This is a genomic window from Ferruginibacter sp. HRS2-29, from assembly GCF_024343615.1.
Lineage (GTDB): Bacteria > Bacteroidota > Bacteroidia > Chitinophagales > Chitinophagaceae > Ferruginibacter.
Genome location: NZ_RJUB01000123.1, coordinates 99,707 through 122,907, shown reverse-complemented (window position 1 = coordinate 122,907; position 23,201 = coordinate 99,707). Strand labels below are relative to the sequence as shown.

At 44.5% G+C, this 23,201-nt stretch carries 20 protein-coding genes; 13 read left to right on the top strand and 7 right to left on the bottom strand.

Annotated features, from left to right (window positions below):
- Window positions 1-7: 7 nt before the first annotated feature.
- The 4 genes from EGI32_RS12110 to glyA all read right to left on the bottom strand — a co-directional run bounded on the left by EGI32_RS12110 (window position 8) and on the right by glyA (window position 5,676).
- Window positions 8-961 carry a homoserine kinase gene (locus EGI32_RS12110; RefSeq protein ID WP_255155618.1) on the bottom strand — a complete coding sequence of 318 codons (954 nt, stop codon included), beginning with the start codon at window positions 959-961 and terminating at the stop codon, window positions 8-10.
- Window positions 962-1,082: 121 nt separating this feature from the next.
- A complete protein-coding gene (gene thrA, locus EGI32_RS12105; protein WP_255155617.1) occupies window positions 1,083-3,530 on the bottom strand; it encodes a bifunctional aspartate kinase/homoserine dehydrogenase I in 2,448 nt (815 codons plus the stop codon).
- A gap of 433 nt (window positions 3,531-3,963) precedes the next feature.
- Window positions 3,964-4,383, bottom strand: coding sequence for a DUF4293 domain-containing protein (locus EGI32_RS12100; RefSeq protein WP_255155616.1), 420 nt, complete (start codon window positions 4,381-4,383; stop codon window positions 3,964-3,966).
- 12 nt (window positions 4,384-4,395) lie between these two features.
- Window positions 4,396-5,676, bottom strand: a complete 1,281-nt coding sequence (gene glyA, locus EGI32_RS12095) for a serine hydroxymethyltransferase (RefSeq protein WP_255155615.1) — start codon at window positions 5,674-5,676, stop codon at window positions 4,396-4,398.
- Between the two features lie 278 nt (window positions 5,677-5,954).
- Here glyA and EGI32_RS12090 point away from each other — a divergent pair, with 278 nt between their 5' ends.
- The 4 genes from EGI32_RS12090 to EGI32_RS12075 all read left to right on the top strand — a co-directional run bounded on the left by EGI32_RS12090 (window position 5,955) and on the right by EGI32_RS12075 (window position 11,729).
- Window positions 5,955-6,962 (top strand): sugar phosphate nucleotidyltransferase, encoded by a 1,008-nt coding sequence (locus tag EGI32_RS12090; RefSeq protein ID WP_255155614.1) that lies wholly within the window; start codon window positions 5,955-5,957, stop codon window positions 6,960-6,962.
- A 305-nt stretch (window positions 6,963-7,267) separates the two neighbouring features.
- Window positions 7,268-8,215: a nitronate monooxygenase family protein gene (locus EGI32_RS12085; protein WP_255155613.1), complete on the top strand. Its 948-nt coding sequence runs from the start codon at window positions 7,268-7,270 to the stop codon at window positions 8,213-8,215.
- Between the two features lie 208 nt (window positions 8,216-8,423).
- Complete coding sequence (locus EGI32_RS12080) at window positions 8,424-10,658, top strand: SLBB domain-containing protein (protein WP_255155612.1); 2,235 nt, start codon at window positions 8,424-8,426, stop codon at window positions 10,656-10,658.
- 12 nt (window positions 10,659-10,670) lie between these two features.
- Window positions 10,671-11,729: a hypothetical protein gene (locus EGI32_RS12075; RefSeq protein WP_255155611.1), complete on the top strand. Its 1,059-nt coding sequence runs from the start codon at window positions 10,671-10,673 to the stop codon at window positions 11,727-11,729.
- Window positions 11,730-11,732: 3 nt separating this feature from the next.
- Here the strand turns inward: EGI32_RS12075 and EGI32_RS12070 are convergent, their stop codons facing one another.
- Together EGI32_RS12070 and EGI32_RS12065 are read right to left on the bottom strand one after the other, a co-directional pair.
- Entirely contained in the window at window positions 11,733-12,998 is a 1,266-nt protein-coding gene (locus EGI32_RS12070) for an ABC transporter permease (protein ID WP_255155610.1), read from the bottom strand.
- 20 nt (window positions 12,999-13,018) lie between these two features.
- Window positions 13,019-13,945, bottom strand: coding sequence for an ABC transporter ATP-binding protein (locus EGI32_RS12065; RefSeq protein ID WP_255155609.1), 927 nt, complete (start codon window positions 13,943-13,945; stop codon window positions 13,019-13,021).
- 125 nt (window positions 13,946-14,070) lie between these two features.
- Here EGI32_RS12065 and EGI32_RS12060 point away from each other — a divergent pair, with 125 nt between their 5' ends.
- From EGI32_RS12060 to EGI32_RS12025, 8 genes are all read left to right on the top strand, one after another.
- Window positions 14,071-15,123, top strand: a complete 1,053-nt coding sequence (locus EGI32_RS12060; protein ID WP_255155608.1) for a hypothetical protein — start codon at window positions 14,071-14,073, stop codon at window positions 15,121-15,123.
- On the top strand, window positions 15,089-17,485 hold the full coding sequence (locus tag EGI32_RS12055; RefSeq protein WP_255155607.1) for a hypothetical protein: 2,397 nt from the start codon (window positions 15,089-15,091) through the stop codon (window positions 17,483-17,485). Before EGI32_RS12060 ends, EGI32_RS12055 begins: the two co-directional genes overlap by 35 nt.
- A 137-nt stretch (window positions 17,486-17,622) precedes the next feature.
- Window positions 17,623-18,882 (top strand): C4-dicarboxylate transporter DctA, encoded by a 1,260-nt coding sequence (gene dctA / locus EGI32_RS12050; protein WP_303626643.1) that lies wholly within the window; start codon window positions 17,623-17,625, stop codon window positions 18,880-18,882.
- A gap of 247 nt (window positions 18,883-19,129) precedes the next feature.
- Entirely contained in the window at window positions 19,130-20,224 is a 1,095-nt protein-coding gene (locus EGI32_RS12045; protein WP_255155606.1) for an alkaline phosphatase family protein, read from the top strand.
- Between the two features lie 131 nt (window positions 20,225-20,355).
- Window positions 20,356-20,808: a D-aminoacyl-tRNA deacylase gene (gene dtd / locus EGI32_RS12040; RefSeq protein WP_255155605.1), complete on the top strand. Its 453-nt coding sequence runs from the start codon at window positions 20,356-20,358 to the stop codon at window positions 20,806-20,808.
- Between the two features lie 137 nt (window positions 20,809-20,945).
- A complete protein-coding gene (locus EGI32_RS12035) occupies window positions 20,946-21,320 on the top strand; it encodes a GxxExxY protein (RefSeq protein WP_255155604.1) in 375 nt (124 codons plus the stop codon).
- A gap of 55 nt (window positions 21,321-21,375) precedes the next feature.
- Complete coding sequence (locus tag EGI32_RS12030; RefSeq protein WP_255155603.1) at window positions 21,376-21,702, top strand: nucleotide pyrophosphohydrolase; 327 nt, start codon at window positions 21,376-21,378, stop codon at window positions 21,700-21,702.
- Between the two features lie 32 nt (window positions 21,703-21,734).
- Entirely contained in the window at window positions 21,735-22,211 is a 477-nt protein-coding gene (locus tag EGI32_RS12025; RefSeq protein ID WP_255155602.1) for a YcxB family protein, read from the top strand.
- A gap of 39 nt (window positions 22,212-22,250) precedes the next feature.
- On the opposite strand, the gene EGI32_RS12020 is transcribed toward EGI32_RS12025, so the two are convergent.
- Window positions 22,251-22,682 (bottom strand): GNAT family N-acetyltransferase, encoded by a 432-nt coding sequence (locus EGI32_RS12020; protein ID WP_255155601.1) that lies wholly within the window; start codon window positions 22,680-22,682, stop codon window positions 22,251-22,253.
- A gap of 250 nt (window positions 22,683-22,932) precedes the next feature.
- Here EGI32_RS12020 and EGI32_RS12015 point away from each other — a divergent pair, with 250 nt between their 5' ends.
- On the top strand, window positions 22,933-23,169 hold the full coding sequence (locus tag EGI32_RS12015) for an acyl carrier protein (RefSeq protein ID WP_255155600.1): 237 nt from the start codon (window positions 22,933-22,935) through the stop codon (window positions 23,167-23,169).
- Window positions 23,170-23,201: the final 32 nt, after the last annotated feature.

The window sequence follows — 23,201 nt, the reverse complement described above, 5'->3', positions numbered from 1 at the left end:
TTAAAAATTAAGAATTGCTATCGATAATCTGTACGCCTTGTTGATTGATGGTTGTAACATAGGTGTAGAAAGGCAGTTCAATATTTGTATAGATATCCTGCATCAGCAATTCTATTTTTTTTGCAGTCGCTTCATCCCTGCTCAGCATAAAAATAGAAGGCCCTGAGCCGGAAATGCCACCACCCAATGCCCCTGCGGCTTTGCTGCCATTCTTTACATCGTCGAATGCCGGTATGAGTATGCTCCTTACGGGTTCTATGATCACATCTTCAAGGCTTCGGCCGATGAGTTCGAGATCGTTTTGCATGAAACCAGCCACCAGCCCGGCGATATTGCCCCACTGCTTGATAGCATCTTTCAGTAGTACTTCTTTACGTAAGATCTGCCTGGCGTCAGCTGTCTTCACTTCTATCTGCGGGTGTACAACGGTAACGTACAGACGCGGAGAAGGAATGCTGATGATATCGAGTGGGAATATGCTGCGTATCAATGTTACACCTCCATAGATACAGGGGGCAACATTGTCTGCATGCTTTACCCCCGATGCGACTTTCTCGCCGGTCATGGCAAAGCGCACGAGGTCTGGTTTGCTGAAGATATTTCCGAGTAAATGATTGGCTGCTACTACGGACCCTGCAGCGCTTGCGGCGCTGGACCCCAGTCCGCTGCCGGGTTTGATCTGTTTGGTGATCAATACTTCAAAACCGATGCCTGCATTTAATTCGGCGATCATTTCAACCAAGGGCGCACCTGCGGTATTGAGCATGGGATCGGTAGGCAGCGGGTAGCCATCCGTGCTTTGTATGATCACTTTCTGCTCGTTGAGCATCCGCACTTCCATGATGTCGTATGGTGCTTCGAGGCACATGCCGAGCACATCAAAGCCACATACGAGATTGGCTACCGTGGCCGGAGATTTTACCGTGACTTTTTTGCCTTCTTCAAAAATTATTTTTGCCATAGCTTGAGGTAATGGATAATGATACAATGGATAATATGTCTGATCTGAAAATTATCCAGTTACATGAAATAATTTCCTCTGGAGAAAATTATTCATTATCCATTGTATCATTATCCATTATTTATGATTTCGATGCCCTGATTATATCGGCAAATATACCCGATGCCGTCACATCCGCGCCTGCGCCTGCGCCTTTTACCACCAAAGGCTGATCTACATACCGGTCTGTGTAAAATAAAACGATATTGTCTTTGCCATACAAATGATAAAAATCGTGCTGCGGATCAATGTGTTGTAAACCAACCGAAGCCTTGCCATTATTGTAGCTAGCCACAAATTTCAACTTGCAGCCGGCGGCATGCGCTTCGTCGAATATCTTTTTAAAATGCGCTTCATGTTTTTCCATGGAAGCATAAAAATCTTCCACACTTCCCTGCATACATTCTTCCGGCATGAAAGAATTGTTTTCGATATCTTCCATTTCCATTTCTTCACCGCTTTCGCGGGCAAGTATCATGATCTTGCGCATCACATCTTTTCCACCAAGATCCAGGCGTGGATCAGGTTCTGTATAACCCTCTTCCTGCGCTTGTTTTACCACTGAAGCAAAACTTTTCCGGCCATCGTAATTATTAAAAACAAAATTCAATGTGCCACTTAATACCGCCTGCATGCGGTGAACTGTATCGCCGCTGCGCATCAGGTCGTTCAGGGTGCCAATGATAGGAAGGCTGGCGCCAACGTTTGTCTCAAAAAGAAAATGAGCATTGTATTCTGTAGCCAGGTCCTTTATTTTCTTGTAATAAGGATAGGGAGAAGAACAGGCAATCTTGTTACATGCCACCACAGCGATCGTTTTTTCGAGCAAACTGTCATAACAGGCCGCTACGGTTTCATTGGCCGTCACATCGGCAAAAACCATGTTGCGGAGATTTTTGCTTTTGATGACATCTATATAATCGCTGGTAGAGCCTGACTGGCCTTCGTTTAAAGCATCCTGCCATTTGGAAAGATCGATGCCGTCTTCGTTCATCGCAAACTTTTTACTATTGGCTACACCTACGATCTTCAGTTTAAGTTTTAATTTATTGAGCAGGTAAGATTGTTGTTTGTTGATCTGTGTCAGCAGTTTTGTACCAACATTTCCCACACCCGCCAGGAACACATTTACTTCCTTCAGCCCGGTTTCGAAGAATGCTTCATGGATAACGTTGATCGCTTTTTTTACATCATTGCTGCTGATCACGGTTGAAATATTCCTTTCGGAAGAGCCCTGCGAAATTGCTCTCACATTGATACCGTTTTTGCCAAGGGCATTGAACAAACGTCCGCTGATACCGGTGTGGTTTTTCATGCGGTCGCCCACAAGTGCTACAATGGAAAGATTATTCTCCACGATCAAAGGTTCTACTTTTTTCGAAGCGATCTCGTATTCGAACGCCGTATCTATCACTCTTTTCGCTATCACGGAATTATCTTCACTGATACCTACACAGATAGAATGTTCCGAAGAGCTTTGTGTGATGAGGATGACATTTATTTTTTCGCTGGCAAGCGCCGCGAATAGCCTTCTTGAAAAACCCGGTATGCCGATCATGCCGCTCCCTTCGAGGCTGATCAATGCAATTTTATTCACGCTTGAAATGCCGGTGATAGCGGAATCTTCTTTTGTGTCGAGCAATTGCCTTATCACGGTGCCTTCATCTCCGGGAGCAAAAGTATTTTTGATCCATACGCTGATACCCTTGTTCATTACGGGCTGTATAGTGGGCGGATAAATGACTTTTGCACCAAAGTGCGATAATTCCATAGCCTCCTGGTAAGATATCTGGGGAATGATCTTTGCAGTAGAAACCAACCTCGGGTCTGCGGTCATCATGCCCGACACATCAGTCCATATTTCCAGGACCTGAACATCCAGGGCCGCTGCAAAAATAGCTGCGGTGTAATCTGAACCCCCGCGACCCAGTGTGGTTTGAATGCCTTCTTTGTTGGCAGCTATAAAACCCGGAACGAGAAACAGTCCTGCAGTACTCTCCTGGAAATAGGCCGAAATATTCTGATTGGTAGTTTCAAAATCAACTACGGCATTGCCGAAATTAGAATCAGTCACGATCAGTTCACGGGCATCAATCCATTGTACAGGAGTGTTAGTGGTATTTAAGGCAGCCGATATGATCTTTGATGAAAGTAGTTCGCCATAACTCACGATCCTGTCTTTGGTACGTGCCGATAACTCTTTCAGCAAAAAGATACCATTGAGGATGTCTTCCATTTCGTTGCATTGTGTTTTTACAAAACTCAATACGCTGCTTTGGTTGGTAACCAGGATGAGGTCGCGTACGGCCTGGAGATGGCGTTGTTCTATTTCGCGGATCCTGTCTTTGTAAATTTCGTTGCCCGCTGCCGCCAGTTCGCTGCAATGTAGTAAAAGATCGGTGATGCCACCCAATGCCGAAACCACTGTTACCGTCTTTTCGTCTTTACTTTTATCCCTGATGACCGCGATCACCTTTTTTATATTTTCCGCATTGGCAACCGAACTGCCGCCAAATTTCAATACCTGCATGTTGTTGATTTAAGAATAAGAATGAATAAGAAAATTGTCCGAATCCCTGAAGGGGGAAAAGCGTTATGCCCATGGGGTGATATGAAAAAGTGCAACCCTTAGCGGGTTGTAATTGTTGTGGCAGTAGTTGAAAAAACTACTGTAAAAAGCGGGGAAATATGTGTGTTGTTGTAAAACATCAGCACTAATGTAGGAAATATTTCAGAAAAAACCTTAAACAGTTAGAAATTTTTTAAATGTTGAACGGCGATTGCAACCACCAACGACGGACGACCGACCACAGACAACCGACGATCGATCATTGTTCTTGCTTTATAATTGCATATAAATAAAAATACCCGCTATTATGCAGGCATTTATCAATTGTATTAAAGGGTTTATACCAAAAAAATAGTCAACTCTAAAGAACCAGCGGTCATCGGTAGTCTGCACTCTATCGAAGCCTGTTGCTATCCGCAATGATCTTACTATCCTTCCTTATGCCGCCGATGGCGAGAACCAGGAACACCAGTACTGCCGGTTGCAGGATGGAAGTAAGGGCAAATGTACCCCCGGTAAATAAGGTGGACTGATGATAATACAGATAAGTGAGACCAGCCTGCAGCAATAGATTCACAATGCACAAGCGGATCTGCAAAGTTCTGTTCTTAAAAAGAAATATCGTCACCAGGGCGATCACAGCTACGGCTACCGTGAGTATGAGCAGGTAGATGGGGGCACTTTTAGATGCGCCACTCAGCAAAGAGGAGGGGATGCCGGTTTTGTCGGTGCCGCTGTAAAATGGAAACTTCAATCCCGCGAAGGCACAGGCAGAAGCAAGTAATAACCAGATGGATTGTATACGTTGTAACATAAATTGTTTTTATTATGGTAGTTCAGGATAAAGCGGAAATTGTGCCATAAATGTAAATACCTCTTCTTTTACGGAATTAATCACAGCTTCGTCATCAACATTCATCAGCACTTTGTCGATCAGGTCTACGATGGTCTGCATATGCTCTTCCTTCATGCCGCGGGTAGTAACGGCCGGCACACCTACACGGATGCCACTGGTGACGAACGGGCTCTTATCATCGTAAGGCACTGCGTTTTTATTCAGCGTGATATGTGCTTTATCCAGTGTTTCCTGCGCTTTTTTACCACTGATATTTTTATTGCGGAGATCGATCAGCATCAGGTGATTGTCTGTACCGCCGCTGATGATATTATAATCTTTTGCTACAAATGCTTTAGCCATCGCCTGGGCATTCTTTTGTACCTGGGTAATATAAGTTGTGTATTCGTCGGTGAGCAATTCCCCGAAGGCGACTGCTTTGGCAGCGATTACATGCTCGAGCGGGCCTCCCTGCGTACCCGGAAAAACCGCCATGTCCAGCAGGTTGCTCATCATACGGGTATTGCCTTTGAGATCTTTGAGCCCGAATGGGTTTTCAAAATCCTTTTTCATGAGGATGATACCGCCGCGAGGGCCGCGTAAAGTTTTATGCGTAGTGCTGGTTACGAAATGGCAATGATCGAATGGGGAGCTCAGCAAACCTTTGGCGATCAATCCCGCAGGATGTGCCATATCACACATTACAAAGGCGCCTATTTCGTCGGCCACTTTGCGGATACGTGGATAATCGATGTCGCGGCTGTAAGCCGATGCGCCGGCAATGATCAGCTTTGGCTTTTCAGCACGTGCTTTTTCTTCCAGCATTTCATAATCGATGAGGCCGGTATCATTTTTTACTGTGTAAAAATGCGGCTGATATAATTTCCCCGAAAAATTTACTGGTGAGCCGTGGGTAAGATGTCCGCCCATACTGAGGTCGAGCCCCAGGATCTTATCTCCGGGCTGAAGGATGGCCAGCATCAGTGCGGCATTGGCCTGTGCGCCGCTATGTGGCTGCACGTTGGCATATTCGCAATTGAACACTTCTTTGATACGGTCGATCGCCAGTTGTTCTATCTGGTCGATCACTTCGCAACCACCATAATAACGCCTGCCGGGATAACCTTCCGCATACTTATTGGTAAGCGATGTGCCCATGGCTTGTATTACCTGCAGGCTGGTGAAGTTTTCGCTGGCGATGAGCTCGATCCCTTTGCGTTGTCTTTCAAGTTCTTTATCGATGAGGTCGAAAATGACGGTATCTCTTTGCATGGAGGATTTTTTTGTAGCGCAAATATAAGCATGGCATAGTTTTTACGCAATTTTTAAATAATGTCTAATTAAAGTGACGATTGATACGCTGTTATCTAAAATGTATTACTTTCACTTTTGATGCGGAAGTCGTTTAGCCGGGAAGACGGGAAGAAAGCAGGAATGTTGTGAGATATTTTGAGTTTTCTTCCCGTCTTCCCGGCTAACATATCTTCCGGGTTTTAAGCAGAGAATTATATTGTAAACCAAAGACTCCGTAATAACGGACGCGTTTATAAATGAAGGCTATCATACCAGTGGCGGGCGCAGGCACGAAGCTCCGGCCACATACCTACACGCAACCAAAAGCATTGATCCCGCTTGCCGGGAAAACCATACTCAGCATCATCGTGGATCAGCTACGCGATGCCGGAATCAGGGATTTTATCTTCATCATCGGGTACCTGGGCGAAAAGATCCAGGATTATGTCACCAGCAATTACCCCGACCTCAATTGTCACTTTGTTACACAGAGCGAACGCCATGGAACAGGTCATGCCATCGACCTTACCAGGGAAATTGTGGGGCACGATGAAGTGCTCATCGTGCTGGGGGATACCATCGCCGAGTATGATGTAACGGAAATGATCCGCACCCCATTTTCCATGCTTGGGGTGAAAAAAGTGGATGATCCACGAAATTTCGGCGTGGCCGAAATGGAAGATGACAGTTTTTTCATCAGCCGCGTAGTAGAAAAACCATCTATTCCCAAAAGTAACATGGCCCTGGTGGGAGTATATAAAATAAAAGAGACCGACCTGCTTTTCGGCTGCCTGAAAAAGATCCAGGACAACCAGATCAGGAGCTACGACGAATTCAACCTCACCGATGCGCTCGAATGTATGATCCAGCAAGGGGCGAAATTCCAGGCGTTTAAAGTGCAGAACTGGTTCGATTGCGGAAAAAAAGAATCCCTGCTGGCATCCAATGCCATCCTGCTTAAAAAATTCGGCGGAAACGCAAAGACTTCAGAAGATTATTCTAACAGCATCATTATTCCCCCGGTAAGCATCGGTACAGGCTGTGTGATCCAGAATTCGGTGATCGGTCCCAATGTGGCCATCGGCGACCACACGATCGTGAACCATGCCATCATAAAAGACTCTATCATTGGCGCCTATTCCAACCTTTATGAGATCGTACTCAACAACTCCCTCATTGGCAGCGATGCCGAAGTGAAAGGTGTGAGCCGAAACCTGAATATCGGCGATAATACAGCGATAGACCTGGGAGGAAGCGGAAGATAAAATCAATTAAGAATTATTAATTACGAATTACGAATGTGATCGAAGCGAGAGTGGATCGCGGATTTCAAAGGGATGAAGGGGATTGCACAGATTGTTTTCTACTTCGCAGAAAACCGAAATCCAGTTTATAAATATTGTAATTTTTATTAAAGCCTAAAGATTTATAAACTGCATTTCCGTTTTTCACTTTGTGAAAAACAATCTGTGCAATCCCCTTCATCCCTTTAAAATCTGTGCTCCTTTTCCCCCTTCCATCTTCTCCTCCTTAATTCGTAATTCGTAATTTGTAATTCGTAATTTGCCCCATGAAAATTTCCACCAAAAGAATCACCGATCTGTTCGGTATTGAAATCCCCATTATCCAGGCCGGAATGATCTGGACCAGCGGATGGAGGCTGGCGAGTGCCGTCAGCAATGCTGGCGGAATGGGAGTGATCGGCAGCGGGAGCATGTACCCCGAAGTGCTCAAAGAACATATCATCAAATGTAAGGCTGCTACCGGCAAACCTTTCGGGGTCAACATACCATTATTATATCCCGATATCGGCGAACATATCCAAACGATCATCGAGCAACAAGTGCCGGTGGTTTTCAGCAGTGCCGGCAACCCAAAAACATACACTGCACAACTGCAGCAGCATGGTATCAAAGTGGTGCATGTGGTGAGCAGTTCAAAATTTGCGCTGAAAGCGCAGGATGCGGGTTGCGATGCTGTGGTAGCGGAAGGATTTGAAGCCGGCGGGCACAATGGCCGGGAAGAAACGACCACGATGGTATTGATCCCGGCGGTAAGCCAGGCAGTGGAGATTCCCGTCATTGCCGCAGGTGGAATAGCTACAGGCCGGCAGATGATGGCAGCGATGGTACTTGGTGCAGAAGGCGTTTCGATCGGGAGCCGCTTTGTGGCCAGCAGGGAAGCTTCCAATCACGATAATTTTAAACACCTTGTTATCAAGGCCAAAGAAGGCGATACGGCCTTATCGCTTAAACAACTGACTCCCGTGCGTTTATTGAAGAATAAATTTTACGAAGCCGTACGCCAGGCCGAATTATCAGGGGCCGCCATACCGGAGCTGGAGCAATTGCTCGGAAGAGGAAGGGCCAAAAAGGGTATGTTTGACGGCGACCTGGAAGAAGGCGAACTGGAAATAGGGCAGGTGAGCGCCCTGATCGGCGAAATAAAACCTGCGGCGGAAATAGTAAAGGAGATCTGGGAAGAGTACAGGCTGTATCTGCCTCAGACACACAAATAAAACATTATATTTGCCCATAATAAAATTTAACACCAATCCCACCACTCAGATGCAACTTGGAATAAGGAGTTTTTTATATCGGTTTTTTGTCATGGCACTTTTAATGTTTTCAGCCTTTTCGGCGCTTTGCCAGCCACCACCAGAAATTCCGAACATCCAGAACCCTGGAGAACTTCCAACCGATTACAAAAATTATACGCAGACCCAGTTGTCTACTTTATTAAGCGATAAAAACAGGCAGACCGGCCAGGATAAGAATGCGAAAATGGCTACCAACAATAAGGTAGATCAGGATAGCGTAATGCAGGATAATATCAAGGATAATATCAAAAGAAGCGGTTATTCTCCCGATAAAACCTATGGTGAAGACATCTTCAGCAGTGCGGCGGTAACCGATCTTTCTGAATTATCTACTCCGCCGCTGGATTATCCATTGGGGGTGGGCGATCATATCATCGTGGCGCTCTGGGGCGCTGCGGAATTCCAGGAAAGTTATGTAGTGGCAAGGGATGGCGCTATTTTCCCGCAGGGATTAGGGAAAATAAATGTGGCGGGCATGACCTTTGAAAATGCACGTGCCATCGTGTACTCCAGGTTCAAAAGCGTGGTGCCTGTGGGGACGAATATTTCCATTTCCATCGGCCAGCCGCGTTCCATCAATGTGAACGTGGTGGGAGAAGTAAACCAGCCTGGCATCCAGACGGTTTCTGCCTTCAGCAACGCGTTCAATGTTATTTCAAAAGCGGGAGGCGTATCGCAGTTCGGGAACCTCCGCAACATACAGATCAAAAGAGCCGGTGTAACGATCGAAACGCTGGATGTATATAAATATCTTACCAGTGGCGATTTTGGTAAACATATCTACCTGCAGAACAACGATTTTGTCATCGTAAGTTTTGTAGAAAAGAAAGTATTGGCAACCGGACAGTTCAAAAGGCCGATGTATTACCAGTTGAAAAGTGATGAAGGGGTAAAGGCATTGCTGAAATATTCCGGCGGTTTCAACGCAGACGCGTTGGCCTCCAATCTCAAAGTTATCCGCACAGAGAATGAACAGCAGATGCAGCGTGACGTGAACGCCAATGCGATCCTGAAATTTTCAGGAGAAGATTTTTTACTGCAGGATGGTGATATCGTGAAAGTGGATCTTATCAAAGCCGGTATTTCCAATAAGGTGGAGGTACGCGGCGAGATCACTTATCCGGCCGTTTATGAATTGCGGAAAGGCGATCGTTTATTCGATGTGATCAATAGGGCTGGTGGCGTTACACGTAATACCTATCTGCCAAGAGCATATATTTTCCGCGGGGCGGGCGATTCTACCAACCTGCAATCCGACAGGCTGGAAATAGATCTTACAGGTATTGACGATGATAATGTAAATAACGGCAGTAATGTATTGCTGCAGGCAAACGATGTCATTCAATTGTTTTCGCAAAGCGATTTTGGCGAGCAGCAATTCGTTGAAATTTTTGGTGAAGTACGCAAAGAAGGCAAAGTAAAAAAATACGGAGGCATGACCTTGCAGGATCTGATCTATTTGTCGGGGGGGATCAAACAATCTGCAGAATACGGCCGCCTGGAAATATCCAGTATCGTTGATATCGATTCTGCAAAAAAAGCCATCAAGCCTACACGTACGATTGTAAAATCTTATGCGATCCCATCGGATCTGCAACTGGACTCAGCATCAGCATTGATAAAGCTGAAGCCTTATGACCAGATATTTGTGCGCAAGAACCCGTCTTTCGAACTGCAACAAAATATCACGCTGAGTGGGTTGGTGAAATACCCGGGTTTATACCCACGCCTGAGTAAATATGAACGGCTTTCTTCTTTCATCGACAGGGCAGGCGGGCTTAAAGACAATGCCAATCTTAGCGGCGCTGTGTTGATGAGGCCAAAGACCGACCTGTTGAGGGAGAACATTGTGGAAAGGCCACGGATCGATACAAACGGCCTGGGCAAAGGGGTGGATAGTTTGCTGATCGCAAAAGCCAAATCAATAGATGAGCCGGTGAGCATCGATCTGTACAAAGCGCTGAAATACCGCAATTCAAAATACGATATCATCCTCCAGGAAAAAGATGTGGTATTCGTTCCGGAGATCAATCCTTTCGTAACAGTGGAAGGAAGTGTACAGGCACCATTGAAAATTACGTTTGATAAGGAACATACCAACCTTCTTTATTATATAGACAAGGCTGGTGGTTTTGGTGTAAGACCATGGCGCAAAAGGGTTTTTGTAACCTATGCAAACGGAAGGAGCAGGCGTACGAGAAGTTTCCTTTTCTTCAACTTCTACCCGAAGGTGGAAGAAGGTTCAGTCATCATCGTACCTGTACGGCCTAAAGGCCAGGAAGTTGGCGACCTTACCAAATCTGTACTGGTAGCTGCAATACCGGTAGTATTAACAGCTATCCTTTTAAGAAGCATCAATTAAATCTTGTAACCGGTGACGACAATAGAACTTACACGAAAAATAGTCAGAAGGCTCGGAAAGCTCAAGTTGCTGATATTGGTAGCAGGAATATTGCTGGGTGGTGCGTTGTATATATATGCCAAGCGAATCCCTGTGGTCTACACGGCAAAAGCATCTGTTTTTCCCCTTACTGCTTCCAACGAAAACTCTGCAACCAGCAGTCTTATCAGTACGCTTACCGGTATTTCCGATGCGCCAAAAAGTTTCAGCCAGGAAGCTTCCATCAACATCGTGGAGCTGGCAACAAGCCGTACCACCCGTGAAGCCGTGGCGATGGAAAGAGTGCCTGAACTGGGCAACAAACGCATCGCGGAGCTGTTGATGGACAATGAGAATAATTCAACATCATTCTTTGGCAAGACATTTAAAAATCCCAGGAGCGATACCGCCATGAGAGCCATTGGTGGCGAGATCATCAAGTTGGGCATGACGGCAAAGATCAATAAGAACGGAATTCTGGAACTTACTTTCAGCAGTACGGATAAGAATATCATATCACCTATCAGCTATGTGTTGATCGATAAGATATCACAATTCTATAAGGACCTTAAAGTAAAAAAGGCCCGTTTTGATTATGATTTTACCGTGCGTAAAATGGATTCTCTGAACGAAGTACTGGATACGTATGACAAAAAAGCCATTCACATGGCCAATACCACTTTATTTGTTCCGGCGGAAAAGATAGAATACGTCATCCCGAAAGAAAATCTCATCAACGATAAAAGTCGTGTGGTGCATCAACGCGATGCGGCTGCCAATAATCGTGAAGAAGCTTTATGGCGCTGGCAGAAAGTAACACCGATCATCGAAACGCTGGATAAACCCGATCCGCCATTTGAAGAAAAAAGGACTTCGGCAATGGTTTATGCAGTGCTTGGTTTTGCATTAGGCTGCTTTTTGGGTGCCATCGTTCTCATCAGTGATATCGTTTATAAATATATCAACGATGAGATCAACAATGCTGTATTCGGGGACGAAAAAACTGCAACGGCAGCAGCGGATGCTACATCCACTACTGCCACTACAGCATAGAATTTATGATTTTCTAAAAGCCCATTTCAACATTTCTTTCCAGCTTGGTTTCTTACCGTACATCAATATCCCGGTGCGGTATATCTTGCCTGTTATCCAGGTGAGGAAGAGGAAACATCCTACCAGCAGCAGCATAGAAGCAGCCACCTGCCATAAAGGTATTTCGGAAGTGATCCTGCCCATCATCACGATCGGTGAGGTGAGTGGGAAAAGACTGCCGAAGACTGCCAGGCTGCTGTTGGGTTCATTGATGGCCTGCATCATGATCACAAAGCCAAGGATGATCGGCATGAGTATCGGGAACATAAGCTGCTGCGCTTCCTGCTGGTCTTCGCTTACCACGCTGCCTACGGCTGCAAATAAAGAGGCATAAGTAAGATATCCGCCAAGGAAATAAAAGAGGAAATAAAAGCCTGATTTTAATAATGGCAAGGAAGCCAATCCCTGGAAAAATGTTGTTAACATGGAGCCCTGTCCGGCTGCTGCAGGTATCAGTAAAGGCACAAGCTGCGTGCCTGCCGTGGCCAGTAATATCCAGATGGCGAATTGTGTAAGTCCTACGGCGCCGATGCCTATGATCTTACCCATCATCAGTTCAAATGGTTTTACAGAGCTGATCACCACTTCCGCGATCCTGTTTGTTTTTTCTTCAGTAACACCACGCATCACCTGTGTACCGTAAATGATCATCATCAGGTAGATCAGCATTCCGCAGGCCAGTGAGAACCCGTAAGCCACGCCGGTATTACCTTTTTTGCTGCCATCGTTTGTGTCGATGGTATTCTCCACATTCACCTGCGCTGAAATAGCCCTGAATTTTACCGGATCTATGCCGCCGGCTACCAGTCGCTTGTTTTGCACCGCCCCGTTTACAAGCATCCTTACCGTTTTTAAAGTGCTCATACTGGCCGATGCTGTACTGTGCAGCACGATCCCGGAGGGCGCATCGAGGGCGATCTTTGGTACGTATATGAAAGCGCTGTACCCTGCTGATTTGTATTTAGGGATAAAACTGTTTTCCGTTTCATTTTTTATCAACTTGAAAGAAGTAGTGCTGCCCGGTACCACGATGCTGCTATCGGAAAAGATCCCGCCTTCATCTACGATGCCGATCAGCTGTTTGTCAGAACCGCCTTTTACTGCTATCGCGATAATAGCGACATAAAAACCCAATATCACCAGGGGAACCAATATGGTAGTCAATAAAAATGATTTTTTCTTTACCCGGGTAAAATATTCTCTGCCGATTATTAATCCAATCTTGTTCATTATAATACTTTAAAAAGTTATCAGATCTTTTGAAATTGTCTTGCCGCCTGTGTGCCTTCCACCAGCTTGATGAAAATATCGTTCAGCGAAGGCATCACTTCATTGAACGAAGTGATCGGGATGTTCTTGCCGATGAAGTAACTCAACACATCGTTGGGTGTAGAATCGTGTGCCAGTTTGATAAGCAGCTGATCGGGCTGATGCTCTACCACATCAAAAAGGTAAGTAGCGAGATCTTCGGGGCGTGTTGATACGCCTACCTGGTATACATTATCCTTAAACTCTTGTTTTACACTCCTGATCGTGCCATCCAGTATCTTCTTTCCTTTGTTGAGCAGGATGATATGGTCGCAGATCTCTTCCACCTGTTCCATACGGTGTGTGCTGAAAATGATCGTGCTGCCATTCTTCGCCAGCTTGAATATCTCGTCTTTTATCAGGTTTGCATTTACGGGATCCAGTCCGCTGAAAGGCTCATCCAGTATGATCAGGGAAGGCTTGTGCAGCACGGTGGTTACAAACTGGAGCTTCTGGCTCATACCCTTGCTGAGGTCTTCTACTTTTTTGTTCCACCAGCTTTGCATTTCAAATCTGGCAAACCATTCCTTCACTCTTTCCGTGGCTTCGGTTTTGCTCAATCCTTTGAGTCTTGCCAGGTAAATGGCCTGCTCGCCTATCTTCATTTTTTTATACAATCCCCTTTCTTCAGGCATGTAGCCAATGTTGGCGGCATCTTCCAGTGCCCTGAAGGGTTTGCCCTGGAAAGTGATATCGCCGCTATCCTGGTAAAAGATCCCGGTGATCATCCTCAGCAGCGTCGTCTTGCCGGCACCGTTTGGCCCGAGCAACCCAAAGATGCTGCCCTTTTCGATCGTGAAGCTGATATCGTCTACCGCTTTTTGGGTAGCAAAATATTTTTGTACATTTTTTACTTCCAGTAGATTCATATTGATGATAGTATTTTGAGGTTTGATGCTGTGTTAAGAGATTTGTTACAAATTTACCGAAAGCAATCGGATCAAACCCCGGAGGTTTTACAAAACCTCCGGGGTTTTTATTTTAATTTACATCCATGATGCAGCAAAAAAATATCGGCTTAAAGATAATAATGTTGCTGCTATTGGCAGCCATCGTCTCCTGCCGGGAAACTTCCACGCATCCGCCACGCACCATCCACCGCTCGGTTTATTTCTGGAAATCCGTTTTTAAATTATCCGCACAGGAAAAGAAATCGATACAGGATCTTGACATTAACACGATCTATCTCAAATTTTTTGATGTGGAATGGGATGCCAGGACCCGGGCGGAAGTGCCGGTAGCACAGGTGAGGATAGTTGACACGGTATTTCTTCAGCACAAAAAAATCATACCTGCCGTTTTTATCACCAATGAATGCATACAGCAGGCGGATAGCCTGAAAGTGAGGTCTTTTGCGCAGAAAATTTCCGGGCTGGTGAATGCTATCGCGGCAGCAAATAATCTGCATGGTATCGAGGAGATACAGATAGATTGCGACTGGACATCTGTTTCCAAAAACAACTATTTCGCCTTGCTTTCGGCCATCCGTGAGTTGAACCCTGCACTCACCGTATCGGCTACCATACGCCTGCACCAGGTGAAATACCTGGAGAAGACAGGAGTTCCACCGGTAAATAAAGGACTGCTGATGTGTTATAATATGGGCAACCTGAAAAATATCAAGACAGATAATTCCATTATAGAAAAAGCAGAGCTGGAAAAGTACATCGGCAAGCTTGACAGGTATCCATTGCCGCTGGACGTGGGGTTACCGGTATTTGAATGGAATGTATTGTTGCGCAAAGGACAATTTGCAGGGCTTATACAAAACTTTGATGCCCGGCAGCTGAATTCTGCCGCTTTCGCAAAAAGCGGGAACCGGTACAGGGTATTGGCCGACACAACACTGGACGGGTATTCATTTAAAAAAGAGGATGTGCTCCGCAACGAAACTAGCGGGTACGAAGTAGTGCTGGCCAGTGGGAAAATGCTGGCCGGCCGTTTGAAAGCCGGTGCCATCAACGTTTCTCTCTATCACCTCGATTCTTTAACTTTAAGTAAATACACTTCGTATGAACTGGAAAATATTTACAACAGCCTTCGTTAGCTCATCCATTATTTTCTTTCCGCAAAATATCATCGGCTGCGGTCCCGAAATCGATCCATACGATTATTATACTTCATTTTTTTACCAGCATATATCCGGCAGCAATACGTTTCAACCGTTTTATTATACCGGCTATAATTTTTTATACGACGAAAATGACCCGGTACAATCAACTGATGTGCTGGCAAAAGAGTGGTCGGCTTACACCGGCGCCGTTGCGAATGAAAAAGATGCCAGGCAATTCGTGACGGAATATGGCTACAAAGACGTCAATAATCTTTATTACCACCTCGAAAAAGCGCAGCCTTTGAAAATCCCCGATAGCGTGAAGCGCAACAGCATGACAAAATTTTTCCAGGAAAAGAAAGACCTGGAAGCGTTGGGGTATATCCTTTTTGCGAAGCAGGTACAACCAAACGTTACCGGGGAGTTCAACCAATGGGAGCCGATGAAACGGGATAGTGTGATCATGGCAAAGCAGATAAAAGGTGGGTTGCAGCTATATGCTGCGGCAAAACAGGAACTGTTCAAACTCAAATATGCCTACCAGCTTATCAGGCTGGCGCACTACAGCGGGAGATACGAAGAAGCCATCCGGTTTTATGATGCCTATATTCCGCAAAACAAAACGGAGAGTGTGCTTCAGCCGATGTGCCTGGCATTGAAAGCCGGCGCTTTATACCGAACCGGAAAACAGAAAGAAGCGGCTTATCTGTTCAGCAAGGCTTTTTCGGAGAATGATGTAAAAAGAATATCCAATTACCTCAGCTTTTTCTGGAGCGTAGATAGCAGGGATAACGTGAAGGAATACACGAAACTGTGTAAGAATAATTCGGAGAAAGCGGCAATGCTGTCGTTATTTGCCATGGGCAACACCGGCGATCAGAACGCGGCTATTAAAGAAATATATGATCTCCAGCCGGGGCTGAATATGCTTGAAGTACTGGTGACACGGGAAGTGAACAAACTGGAAGAAGTATACCTGACACCACTGCTCAACGAACAGAAAGGCGGCAAAGAATTCTATTACACCTGGAGTAGCCCGGCCAACGACAGTGCCATGAAAGTAAATGAAAGACGGGTGATAAAATTGAAAGACATTTGCCTTTCCGCAGCAAAATCGGGGAAAACCAGTAACGATGGGCTTTTTCAAACGGCGGCGGCGTATCTCTCGTTCATGATGCGGGATTACAGCGGCGCTACGTCTGTACTTGAAGATGCAAAGCGGATGAAGCTGACGCCGAAAGTTCAGGATCAATGGTCACTTACCAATATGCTGGTCGCCATCAACCGACAGGAGAAAATCGATGCGGCTTTTGAAGCGCAGATATTGCCATCAGTGAAATGGTTGCAGCAAAAAGCTTTATCGGATAAACCTTTTAAAAACGGTTATTACGAACAATCGCAGTGGAAAATATTTTACCGCAACCTGATGAGTGAAATAATCTCCAAGCGATATCATGCGCAAGGCGATCTGCAGAAGGAAGTGTTGGCGATAGGCAGTGCCGACAATATCTACCGCGAAAGAGAATATGGTTATAATCAGAATGCATTGGATTACCTGAGGAATAACCTTGTAAGCGGGGATGTTGAAAAATTATACGCATTGCTGAACTCAAAAAACAAAACTGCTTTTGAAGATTATCTGGTGCGCAATAATTCCCTCAGCATGGCCGATGTGACCGACTTTGCCGGAACTGCGTTTCTACGTGACCGTAAGTATGCCGAAGCGATCAAATGGTTCAATAAGTCGGCCACGGCAAAAAAATATGAGATCGATACAGACCCGTTCATCGAATTGCTTTACGACAGGGAAGAGCGGTTTTCTTTTGAAACAAAAAAAACGACCAAACTTGCTTTTGCGCAGGAAATGCTGCGATTGAAAAAACTTGCTGAAACTGATAAAGTTAATGCTGCTAAATATCTTTACAAGATGGCATTGGGTTTATATAATACCACCTATTATGGCCATGCGTGGCAGCTGGTGCAATATTACCGCAGCGGCAGCGACGGATATTTTATTCCGGAAGGCGCTACCGGTTTCCAGAAGGAATATTACGGATGTTTTACGGCACACGGATATTTTAAAAGGGCGATGCAGGAAAGCAACAATGCAGAGTTTAAAGCGAAATGCCTTTTCATGATGGCAAAATGTGATCAGAAAGTTTTACGTCAGCCACAGTACAGCGATTTCGGCTATGACAAGTATGATGATTATGATGCCGCCGCGAAAAAATACTACGATAATTTCAGGAATAACAAATATTTTCCGCAGTTTATAAAAGAATACGGCAACACAAAATTCTATCAGGAAGCGCTTACCAGTTGCAGTTATTTGAGAGATTTTATCAAAAAGAATTAAATTCAGCAAAAGTTCAAAAGTTCAAGAGTTCAAAAGGTTCAAAACGTTATTCAAACGGTATGATCTTTCTGAACGTTTTGAACTTTGAACTCTTGAACCTTTTGAACTCTTGAACCTTTTAAACTGTTGAACGTTCTATGAAGTATCTCAAAATACTCTACATACAGGTATTGATCGGCATTGCAGCCGGTGTAGCCGCAGGATATTACTTTCCGGCTTTTGCGCCTGCGGCGAAGCTGATCAGCGAGACATTCATCAATATGATACGGATGGTGATAGCGCCGATCATCTTCTTCACCATCGTGCTGGGGATTGCCGGCGCGGGCGACCTCAGGAAAGCCGGCCGCATTGGGGGAAAAGCCATTCTTTATTTCGAGATCGTAACTACGGTTGCATTGGTAATAGGGTTGCTGATGGCCAATATTATTAAGCCGGGTGTGGGGATACAGCACGAATCGCTGGATGCAACCAAAGTAGCCGAATACAGCAGTAAAGCCGGTGAGCTCAATTGGGGCGAATTCTTTTCACATATCGTGCCTTCCAACATCATCGATTCATTTGCTAAAGGGGATATTTTACAGATACTTTTTTTCAGCATTTTATTTGCCATCGGGCTCAAATGGATGGGCCCCAATGGTACTTCTCTCATCATCACTTTTGAAAAGATCAACCAGGTGTTGTTCAACATCATGAAGATCGTGATGCGCTTGAGTCCCATCGGCGCTTTTGGCGGGATGGCGTATACGATTGGGAAGTTCGGTTTCGGAAGCCTGCATTTATTAGGAAAATTGTTGCTTACTTTTTATGGTACAGGATTGTTATTTGTATTTGTGGTCCTTAACCTGATAGCCTGGAAATATCGTTTCAGTCTTTGGAAACTTCTAGGGTATATTAAAGAAGAGATCCTGATCGTACTCGGCAGCAGCAGCAGTGAAGCGGCTTTGCCTTCGGTGATGAAAAAACTGGAAGAAGCAGGTTGCGAAAAAGAAGTGGTAGGGCTGGTGATCCCAACGGGTTACAGTTTTAACCTCGACGGCACAACAATTTATTTAAGCATGAGCATTATTTTCCTGGCCCAGGTGTTTAATATTGATCTCACCATCGGGCAGCAACTTACCATCATCGGAATTTTGCTCATCACCAGCAAAGGCGCTGCAGGCGTTACAGGCAGCGGGTTCATCGTGCTGGCCTCCACGCTGACTGCATTAAAAGTAATACCGCTGGAAGGGCTTGCATTGCTGATTGGTGTGGATAGGTTTATGAGTGAAGGAAGGGCGATCGTGAATTTTATCGGGAATACTGTGGCGACTGTGGTGATTGCAAAAAGTGAAAATGCTTTGGATGAAAATATTTATGCACGGGTAGTGGAAAACAGGAAAAATAAGGTTGTTTTATGACAGAAGATAAATTATAGGCCGATATCGTAGTCGGTGAAATTGCAAAAAACAAGATCCCGTATCCGGAGGCAATGCCTTGTTATCCTGACTATCGGGCTTTTTATAATTCGTATGACCTTCTATATTTTTCAAGAGTTTATCTTTCCTTTTTCTTCTTAACATTAAAAAGATAATTCCTTAATATTTCATTAACGATGTCCTAACGTCGAGTTCATGCAACAGAGGGAGTTTTGCAAAACCTCTATTAATGAAACGACTATTAAGCCTTTTCCTTTTGTTAGGTATTTCACAACTCCCCGAAGCCGGTGGCACAGAATTCAGGGCAGATCATCCGGCGGACACCAGCGGCAATGTCTTCATCATCACTATCGATGGCCTGCGCTGGCAGGAACTCTTCGACGGTGCCGAAGGATCCATCATCAACGATGAAAAATTTACTTCCGATACAGCCATGGCCAATATGATGTATTGGGCGGATGACGCCACAGCCAGGCGTAAAAAACTGATGCCCTTCATGTGGAATGTCGTGGCAAAAAAAGGGCAGCTATATGGCAATAGGGAATTTGATAACAACGTGAATGTGGCCAATATTTATGCGGTGTCTTATCCGGGTTACAACGAAATGTTTACCGGCACTACGGATATCACGATCGCCAATAACAACAAGGTATACAATCCCAATACCAACGTATTTGAATTTCTGGAAAGCAAGGAGCCTTACAAAGGCAGGATCGGCATTTTTACTTCATGGGATGTACTGTCGTTTGCGCTCAATGAAAAGCGCTCGGGTATAGAAATGAATTGCGGTTATGAAAATATCGGGCATGCGGATTCTACGTGTATGGCTGCGTTCAACAAAGTGCAGGACGATATGGATGTAAAACCGGGCACCCGCCAGGACATGCTGACCTACATTGCTGCGAAAGAATATCTTCAGAAAAAGAAGCCGAAGATATTATACCTTGGCCTCGGCGAAACGGATGAATATGCTCACGCGAAAGACTATGCCACTTACCTGCAGAAGGCGAATGAAGCGGATCATATTATCGCCGAATTGTGGCACTGGGCCCAGAGTACACCGGGATATAAAAATAACACTACGTTTGTGATCACCACCGATCATGGTCGCGGACAGCATAATAAGTGGACATCCCACGGGCCGTTCATCAAAGGTTCTTCGCAGGCATGGCTGGTATTGCTGGGCAAACATATTGAGCCTCGCGGCGAAGTGAAAACTCCGGGGCAGCTTTATCAGAAACAAATTGCCCAAACCATCGCGGGGCTGTTCGGCGAACAGTTTGGGAAGCAGCGTTCGATATTGCCAACGCTCGCATTAAGGTAGGTTTCAAAAGTTCAAAGTTCAAAAGTTCAAAAGGTTGAGGAATCATTGAACATTTTGAACTTTCGAACTTTTGAACTTTTGAACCTTTTGAACCTTTTGAACCTCTTGAACTTTTGAACTATTTTTGCTTCATGAAAGTAGTGATACAAAGGGTAACATCGGCTTCCGTCTCCATCAATGGGGCGGTAAAATCTTCCATCAATAATGGTCTGTTAGTATTAGCCGGCATCGAAGACGCTGATGACGATACGGACATTGCATGGCTCAGCAACAAGATCGCCAACCTCCGCATCTTCGACGATGAAAATAAAGTGCCCAATGTTTCTGTAAAAGAAAATGGCGGCGATATCCTGCTTATCAGCCAGTTTACGCTGCAGGCTTCTACCAAAAAAGGCAACAGGCCGAGTTATCTGAAAGCGAGTAAAGGTGAAGTGGCGATACCCAAATACGAAAAATTTATCGGGCAACTGGAAAATGATCTCGGGAAGAAAATTTTCACCGGGGAATTTGGTGCTGATATGAAAGTGGCGTTACTGAATGACGGACCGGTGACGATAGTGATAGATTCGAAGAATAAAGAGTAATTTTTTTATTACACGAATTTTTCGAATTTCACGGATTACACGAATTTTTTTCAGAAAAAAAGCATTGTTTGTTGTTGTTTAACCTTTGTTGATAAGCAATTCAATGGCTACGTTTACGGAACTTAAGTAGTTTCGAAATGGCCAGTATTTTATATCCCGAAGAGTCTTTTAAAATTATAGGCATTTGCATGTCAATACATCGTTATTTGGGCATGGGTTTAAAAGAGATTAACTACAAGGATGCTATGGAAATTGAGTTTGTGGAAAACGGATTTATTTATGAAAGGGAAAAACGGTTCGCTGTCAAATACAAAAATGTCGAATTAAAAAATCCTTACGTCGCCGATTTTATTTTGAATGATTTGATAGTGTTAGAAATAAAATCTGTTCCAGTTCTCATTGATGCTCATAAAGCACAAACATTGAGTTATCTTGCTGTAACAGGATTGAAGTTAGGCTTGCTGATAAATTTTGGAGAGCGTTCATTAACCTGGCAAAGAGTAATTTTGTAAAAGATAATTGGTGTAATCCGTGAAATTCGAAAAATTCGTGTAATAAAAAAATATTATGACTATCCAGCAAGCCCAATCCTCCGTCGATCAATGGATCAACACCATCGGTGTCAGGTATTTCTCCGAACTCACCAACCTTGGTATCCTCATGGAAGAAGTGGGCGAACTCAGCCGGTTGATGGTGCGCAAATACGGTGAGCAGTCATTTAAAGAAAGCGATAAGGGTAAAGACCTTGGCGATGAAATGGCGGATGTGCTTTGGGTGCTGATCTGCCTGGCCAACCAGACCGGCGTAAACCTTACCGAAGCATTACAGAAAAACATGGAAAAGAAAACGATCCGCGATGCGGAACGCCATAAAGAGAACGACAAATTGAAATAGATGCTTAATTTGCAGAAAATTTCAGCATTATAATGACCACATCTTACTTCACTTACACAAAAGCTAAAGTCATACAGGCATTACGGTACCATTTTATCAGCCGCAAGGAGATCAAGATCATGATGATACTGGTGAATGTGTTTGCGATCGGATCGGCGGCACTTTTCTATTTTAAAGAGATCAGCCCGTTTGCGTTTTTGGTGAGTTCGATCCTGTGGTTTTTCCTGATGATACTTTTCTGGTATATATTACCTAATACAGTTTACCGCCAGAACAAAACTTTCCGCGACAGGTTCAAAGCATACCTCAGCAATACCAGTTTTACCCTGGAAAATGAACAAAGCAGCAGGGGATGGGAATGGGAAAGTTTCAGTGGCTGGACGGAAAGCCCGCATTTTTTTCATCTCTATTTCAACCCGCGTTCTTTTTTCATCCTGCCTAAAGACGCATTTGATGGCGACGAAGAGCACGAAGCAAGGAAGATATTTCAATCCAAAATAAAGAAGTAGCCGTCCGTGGTCAGTCGTCCGTGGTCTGTCGTCTTTACTTCACCTGATCCGCTTTTCCATGATATAATGTGGAAGATTTACCTCGTAAAACTGGTTTCCCACCACTTTATACCCGAATTTTTCATAAAACCCGATGGCAGTATCCCGTGCATGCATCATTATTTTGCGATAGCCCTTATCTGAAGCGATGCTTTCTGTAAATGACATGATGGAAGCGCCGATGCCTTTTCCCTGGAGATTATTATTGACGGCCATCTGCCGCAACCGCATCGTTTGCGGGTCGAGTTTGGATAAAATACAGCACCCCAGCATCACTTCTTCATCGAAAGCAGCGATCAAAATATCATTCACCTCCCTGTCTAATTCCTCCTGTGAGAACGACAATCCCAGCGGTTGTCGCAATATGAGGCTCCTCAACTGAACCATCTGCTGATATTCCTTACTTCCGTGATCTATCTGTTTTAGTCCCATCGTTTAAATAAATTTAAAATAATTGTGTCAGCTGCCGAAGAAATTACAATATATAAAAAAAATCCAACATTTTCCGTAGTCACAGACCTGTTTTTCCCTTTTTTATGTAAAAAAAACAGCCTAAATTCCTACCTGATTCGTGCCAAAGCGGCATTAATTTCGCAGTGATTTCCAGGTGCTTTTTAGTATTTCTTTGTAATTACATCAAAAAGTATATTTTTGCAACCAGTACAAACTAAATTTTACTATCATGTCAGACATTTCAACAAGGGTAAAGAAAATTATTGTTGACAAATTAGGTGTAGATGAAGCCGAGGTTACTCCGGAAGCTTCTTTCACTAATGATCTTGGTGCCGATTCTCTGGACACCGTTGAGCTAATTATGGAATTTGAAAAAGAATTTAATATTTCTATTCCTGATGAACAAGCTGAAACCATCACTACTGTTGGCCAGGCTGTTTCTTATTTAGAAGAAAACGCTAAGTAATTCATCATCTCATTTAACTATCACAGGCAAAT

Coding starts and splice junctions, on each gene's coding strand:
- dtd (WP_255155605.1), top strand. CDS start 20,356: ATGAAAGTAGTGATACAAAGGGTAACATCGGCTTCCGTCTCCATCAAT.
- EGI32_RS12110 (WP_255155618.1), bottom strand. CDS start 961: ATGGCAAAAATAATTTTTGAAGAAGGCAAAAAAGTCACGGTAAAATCT.
- EGI32_RS12100 (WP_255155616.1), bottom strand. CDS start 4,383: ATGTTACAACGTATACAATCCATCTGGTTATTACTTGCTTCTGCCTGT.
- thrA (WP_255155617.1), bottom strand. CDS start 3,530: ATGCAGGTATTGAAATTTGGCGGCAGTTCGGTTGCCAATGCGGAAAAT.
- glyA (WP_255155615.1), bottom strand. CDS start 5,676: ATGCAAAGAGATACCGTCATTTTCGACCTCATCGATAAAGAACTTGAA.
- dctA (WP_303626643.1), top strand. CDS start 17,623: ATGAAGTATCTCAAAATACTCTACATACAGGTATTGATCGGCATTGCA.
- EGI32_RS12055 (WP_255155607.1), top strand. CDS start 15,089: ATGAACTGGAAAATATTTACAACAGCCTTCGTTAGCTCATCCATTATT.
- EGI32_RS12030 (WP_255155603.1), top strand. CDS start 21,376: ATGACTATCCAGCAAGCCCAATCCTCCGTCGATCAATGGATCAACACC.
- EGI32_RS12065 (WP_255155609.1), bottom strand. CDS start 13,945: ATGAATCTACTGGAAGTAAAAAATGTACAAAAATATTTTGCTACCCAA.
- EGI32_RS12035 (WP_255155604.1), top strand. CDS start 20,946: ATGGCCAGTATTTTATATCCCGAAGAGTCTTTTAAAATTATAGGCATT.
- EGI32_RS12020 (WP_255155601.1), bottom strand. CDS start 22,682: ATGGGACTAAAACAGATAGATCACGGAAGTAAGGAATATCAGCAGATG.
- EGI32_RS12085 (WP_255155613.1), top strand. CDS start 7,268: ATGAAAATTTCCACCAAAAGAATCACCGATCTGTTCGGTATTGAAATC.
- EGI32_RS12060 (WP_255155608.1), top strand. CDS start 14,071: ATGATGCAGCAAAAAAATATCGGCTTAAAGATAATAATGTTGCTGCTA.
- EGI32_RS12015 (WP_255155600.1), top strand. CDS start 22,933: ATGTCAGACATTTCAACAAGGGTAAAGAAAATTATTGTTGACAAATTA.
- EGI32_RS12070 (WP_255155610.1), bottom strand. CDS start 12,998: ATGAACAAGATTGGATTAATAATCGGCAGAGAATATTTTACCCGGGTA.
- EGI32_RS12090 (WP_255155614.1), top strand. CDS start 5,955: ATGAAGGCTATCATACCAGTGGCGGGCGCAGGCACGAAGCTCCGGCCA.
- EGI32_RS12045 (WP_255155606.1), top strand. CDS start 19,130: ATGAAACGACTATTAAGCCTTTTCCTTTTGTTAGGTATTTCACAACTC.
- EGI32_RS12025 (WP_255155602.1), top strand. CDS start 21,735: ATGACCACATCTTACTTCACTTACACAAAAGCTAAAGTCATACAGGCA.